The following is a 3905-nucleotide window of genomic DNA, read 5'->3' as shown; positions in this document are numbered from 1 at the left end:
GGGGCGGCCAACCCCCCGCGCCCCCCCCTCCCCGCCCCACGCCTGATCGCCCCCGCGGTCGCGGGGGGGGGCCCTCCCCCGGTACGTACCGGGGGAGGGCACCGCTCGTGTCGTTTTGTGCCCGGCGCTCAGGCGGCGTTGGGACGGTGGTGGGTCAGCAGCCTCGGCTCGCGCACCCGCGGCCTCGGGAACAGCCGTACGTGCTGGCACGCGTGCGCCAGCGTGCCGATCAGCCGGGTGACGTCCGGGAAGCGCACGTCCACGTGTGGAAGCGCGGTACGCGCCGCGAGGTCGTCCATCGGGGGCATCCGGCCGGGGGCGACCGGGGGCCGCAGCCAGCGCGCGTGCTCCCACGACCGGGGCCAGGGCGAGCGCCAGGTGGCCGGCCACGGGGACGGCGCGGCCACCGTGTCGCCCTCGCCGTACGCGCGCAGGTCCAGGTCCAGGTCGGCCCAGTCCAGCCAGTCGAGCAGCGCGGGCAGGTCGTCCGCCACGCCGGGGGCGACGAAGAACTGCGTGCGCCCGCCGCCGGTCGCCGCCACCGGCCCGACCGGCAGCCCCTGGCGCTCGACCCGGTCCAGCGCCCACGCCCCGGCCGCACCCGGCACGTCCAGGACGTCGAACCGCACTCCTGCGGCCAGCCGCACGGCGGCCCCCGGCGTGTCGGCCCAATACGTCGAGAGCAGCCGAGGATCGGTGGTCGCGGCCGGGATCGGGTCGGCCGGCTCGACCGTCCCGGGAGCCGCGGGCCAGCCCAGGGCCCGCGCGTACCACAGGGCCTCGTCCAACGGACCGGGCACGACGGGCGCCGAACGGGACGCGAAAACAAGCGTGGCTGCCATACCGTGTTCAACTCCGGGACGACGGCGAGGTTACGAAAGGTGATATGCCGACCGCTATGAGTGACACGGTGCGAGGGCCCGCCGCGCGGCGCCGCCCCCGGTGCCGACGCGGTCGCGTACGCACCGGTGGTGACCTGCCGGTATACAGCAGGTGTCGTCCGGGGTATGACCCGAACATGGAGGGGAGACGGGGAAGCGAAGTCGTCGACGGCGGCCGGATTCGGTGCGATCGACGGCGAAACCGGCGATCGAAATTGCCGCGTTCGCTTCTGGCGTACTCGGAATCGGCCTCAGTACGTGGCCGGCGGGAACATCGTCTCGCACCATCGGGTTTGACTAGTTGTCCAAGGCGGTCCGCAACACGTGGGTCGCCCGTCTTCACGGACGAATCGAGCGGTCCTGCGTGCAGGACTAGCATGCGGAAGGACAGGGAGGGGACCGTCCCCGATCTGCACGACCGCTCTGAGGAGCGATAACGATGTTCGAGAGGTTCACCGACCGCGCGCGGCGGGTTGTCGTCCTGGCTCAGGAGGAGGCCCGGATGCTCAACCACAACTACATCGGTACTGAGCACATCCTCCTTGGCCTCATCCACGAGGGTGAGGGCGTCGCTGCGAAGGCCCTGGAGAGCCTCGGCATCTCGCTTGAGGCAGTGCGTCAGCAGGTCGAGGAGATCATCGGCCAGGGTCAGCAGGCCCCGTCCGGTCATATCCCCTTCACGCCCCGTGCGAAGAAGGTCCTCGAGCTGTCGCTGCGCGAGGCGCTTCAGCTGGGCCACAACTACATCGGCACGGAGCACATCCTCCTGGGTCTGATCCGCGAGGGCGAGGGCGTCGCCGCCCAGGTCCTCGTGAAGCTCGGCGCCGACCTCAACCGGGTCCGCCAGCAGGTCATCCAGTTGCTCTCCGGCTACTCGAGCGGCAAGGAGTCCGCGACCCCGGGCGGCGGCGGGCAGGAGGGCACGCCTTCGACGTCCCTCGTGCTCGACCAGTTCGGGCGCAACCTGACCCAGGCGGCCCGCGAGGGCAAGCTCGACCCCGTCATCGGGCGAGAGAAGGAAATCGAGCGGGTCATGCAGGTGCTGTCCCGCCGCACCAAGAACAACCCGGTCCTGATCGGCGAGCCCGGCGTCGGCAAGACCGCCGTCGTCGAGGGCCTGGCCCAGGCGATCGTCAAGGGCGAGGTGCCCGAGACGCTCAAGGACAAGCAGCTCTACACGCTCGACCTCGGCGCGCTCGTGGCGGGCTCCCGCTACCGCGGCGACTTCGAGGAGCGCCTGAAGAAGGTGCTCAAGGAGATCCGCACCCGCGGCGACATCATCCTGTTCATCGACGAGCTGCACACGCTCGTCGGCGCGGGTGCCGCCGAGGGCGCGATCGACGCGGCGAGCATCCTCAAGCCGATGCTGGCCCGGGGCGAGCTCCAGACCATCGGTGCGACCACGCTGGACGAATACCGCAAGCACCTGGAGAAGGACGCGGCGCTCGAGCGCCGGTTCCAGCCGATCCAGGTCGCGGAACCGTCCCTGCCGCACACGATCGAGATCCTGAAGGGTCTGCGCGACCGCTACGAGGCGCACCACCGCGTGTCGATCACCGACCAGGCCCTGGTGGCCGCGGCGACGCTCGCGGACCGGTACATCTCCGACCGGTTCCTGCCCGACAAGGCGATCGACCTCATCGACGAGGCCGGTTCGCGGATGCGCATCCGTCGGATGACCGCGCCGCCGGACCTGCGCGAGTTCGACGAGAAGATCGCCAACGTGCGTCGGGACAAGGAGTCCGCGATCGACGCGCAGGACTTCGAGAAGGCCGCGTCCCTGCGCGACAGCGAGAAGAAGCTGCTCGCCGACAAGGCGAAGCGGGAGAAGGAGTGGAAGGCCGGCGACATGGACGTCGTGGCCGAGGTCGACGAGGAACTGATCGCAGAGGTTCTCTCGACCGCCACCGGCATCCCGGTCTTCAAGCTGACCGAGGAGGAGTCCGCGCGACTGCTCCGCATGGAGGACGAGCTGCACAAGCGGGTCATCGGCCAGAAGGACGCCATCAAGGCGCTTTCCCAGGCCATCCGGCGCACCCGCGCCGGACTCAAGGACCCGAAGCGTCCCGGTGGTTCGTTCATCTTCGCCGGCCCGTCCGGCGTCGGTAAGACCGAGCTGTCGAAGACGCTGGCCGAGTTCCTGTTCGGCGACGAGGACGCGCTCATCCAGCTGGACATGAGCGAGTTCTCCGAGAAGCACACGGTCTCGCGCCTGTTCGGTTCGCCGCCCGGATATGTGGGTTACGAAGAGGGTGGCCAGCTCACCGAGAAGGTCCGTCGCAAGCCTTTCTCGGTGGTCCTGTTCGACGAGGTCGAGAAGGCCCACCCGGACATCTTCAACTCGCTGCTGCAGATTCTGGAAGACGGTCGGCTGACCGATTCCCAGGGTCGGGTGGTGGACTTCAAGAACACCGTCATCATCATGACGACCAACCTCGGCACGCGGGACATCTCGAAGGGCTTCGGCCTCGGTTTCTCCGGATCGTCCGACGTCAAGACCGGTTACGACCGGATGAAGGCGAAGGTCAACGAAGAGCTGAAGCAGCACTTCCGTCCCGAGTTCCTCAACCGTGTCGACGACACGATCGTCTTCCACCAGCTTTCCGAGGAAGACATCATCCAGATCGTCGACCTGATGATCGCCAAGGTGGACGAGCGGCTGCGCGACCGGGACATGGGCATCGAGCTCCGTCCGGCCGCCAAGACGCTGCTCGCCAAGCGGGGCTACGACCCGCTGCTGGGCGCCCGTCCGCTGCGGCGCACGATCCAGCGCCAGATCGAGGACAACCTCTCCGAGAAGATCCTCTACGGCGAGCTGCGTTCGGGGTCGATCATCGTGGTCGACACCGAGGGCGAGGGCAAGGACGAGAAGTTCACCTTCGAGGGCATGGAGAAGGCACCGCTGCCGGACGCGCCGCCCGTCGAGGCGACCGGCTCGGGCCCGAACCTGACCAAGGAGTAGTCGCCGGCGCGAGCCGACGCGAGGTGTGACGAAGGGGCCGCCCCCGGGATGCGAATCCCGGG

At 69.0% G+C, this 3905-nt stretch carries 2 protein-coding genes; one reads left to right on the top strand and one right to left on the bottom strand.

The features are described 5' to 3' along the window. Positions 1 to 128 precede the first annotated feature (128 nt). On the bottom strand, positions 129 to 842 hold the full coding sequence (locus tag ACFRCG_RS48285) for an SCO3374 family protein (protein ID WP_380043035.1): 714 nt from the start codon (positions 840 to 842) through the stop codon (positions 129 to 131). A 478-nt stretch (positions 843 to 1320) separates the two neighbouring features. On the opposite strand from ACFRCG_RS48285, the gene ACFRCG_RS48280 reads away from it, so the two are divergent. Then, positions 1321 to 3843, top strand: coding sequence for an ATP-dependent Clp protease ATP-binding subunit (locus tag ACFRCG_RS48280; protein ID WP_380043034.1), 2523 nt, complete (start codon positions 1321 to 1323; stop codon positions 3841 to 3843). Positions 3844 to 3905: the final 62 nt, after the last annotated feature.

The sequence above is a fragment of the Embleya sp. NPDC056575 genome (assembly GCF_042793325.1).
Classification (GTDB): Bacteria; Actinomycetota; Actinomycetes; order Streptomycetales; family Streptomycetaceae; genus Embleya.
This window is presented reverse-complemented; position numbering and strand designations above follow the sequence as displayed.

What these genes read in the sequence shown, in the direction of transcription:
- ACFRCG_RS48285 (WP_380043035.1), bottom strand. Translation starts at nt 842, where the DNA reads ATGGCAGCCACGCTTGTTTTCGCGTCCCGTTCGGCGCCCGTCGTGCCC.
- ACFRCG_RS48280 (WP_380043034.1), top strand. Translation starts at nt 1,321, where the DNA reads ATGTTCGAGAGGTTCACCGACCGCGCGCGGCGGGTTGTCGTCCTGGCT.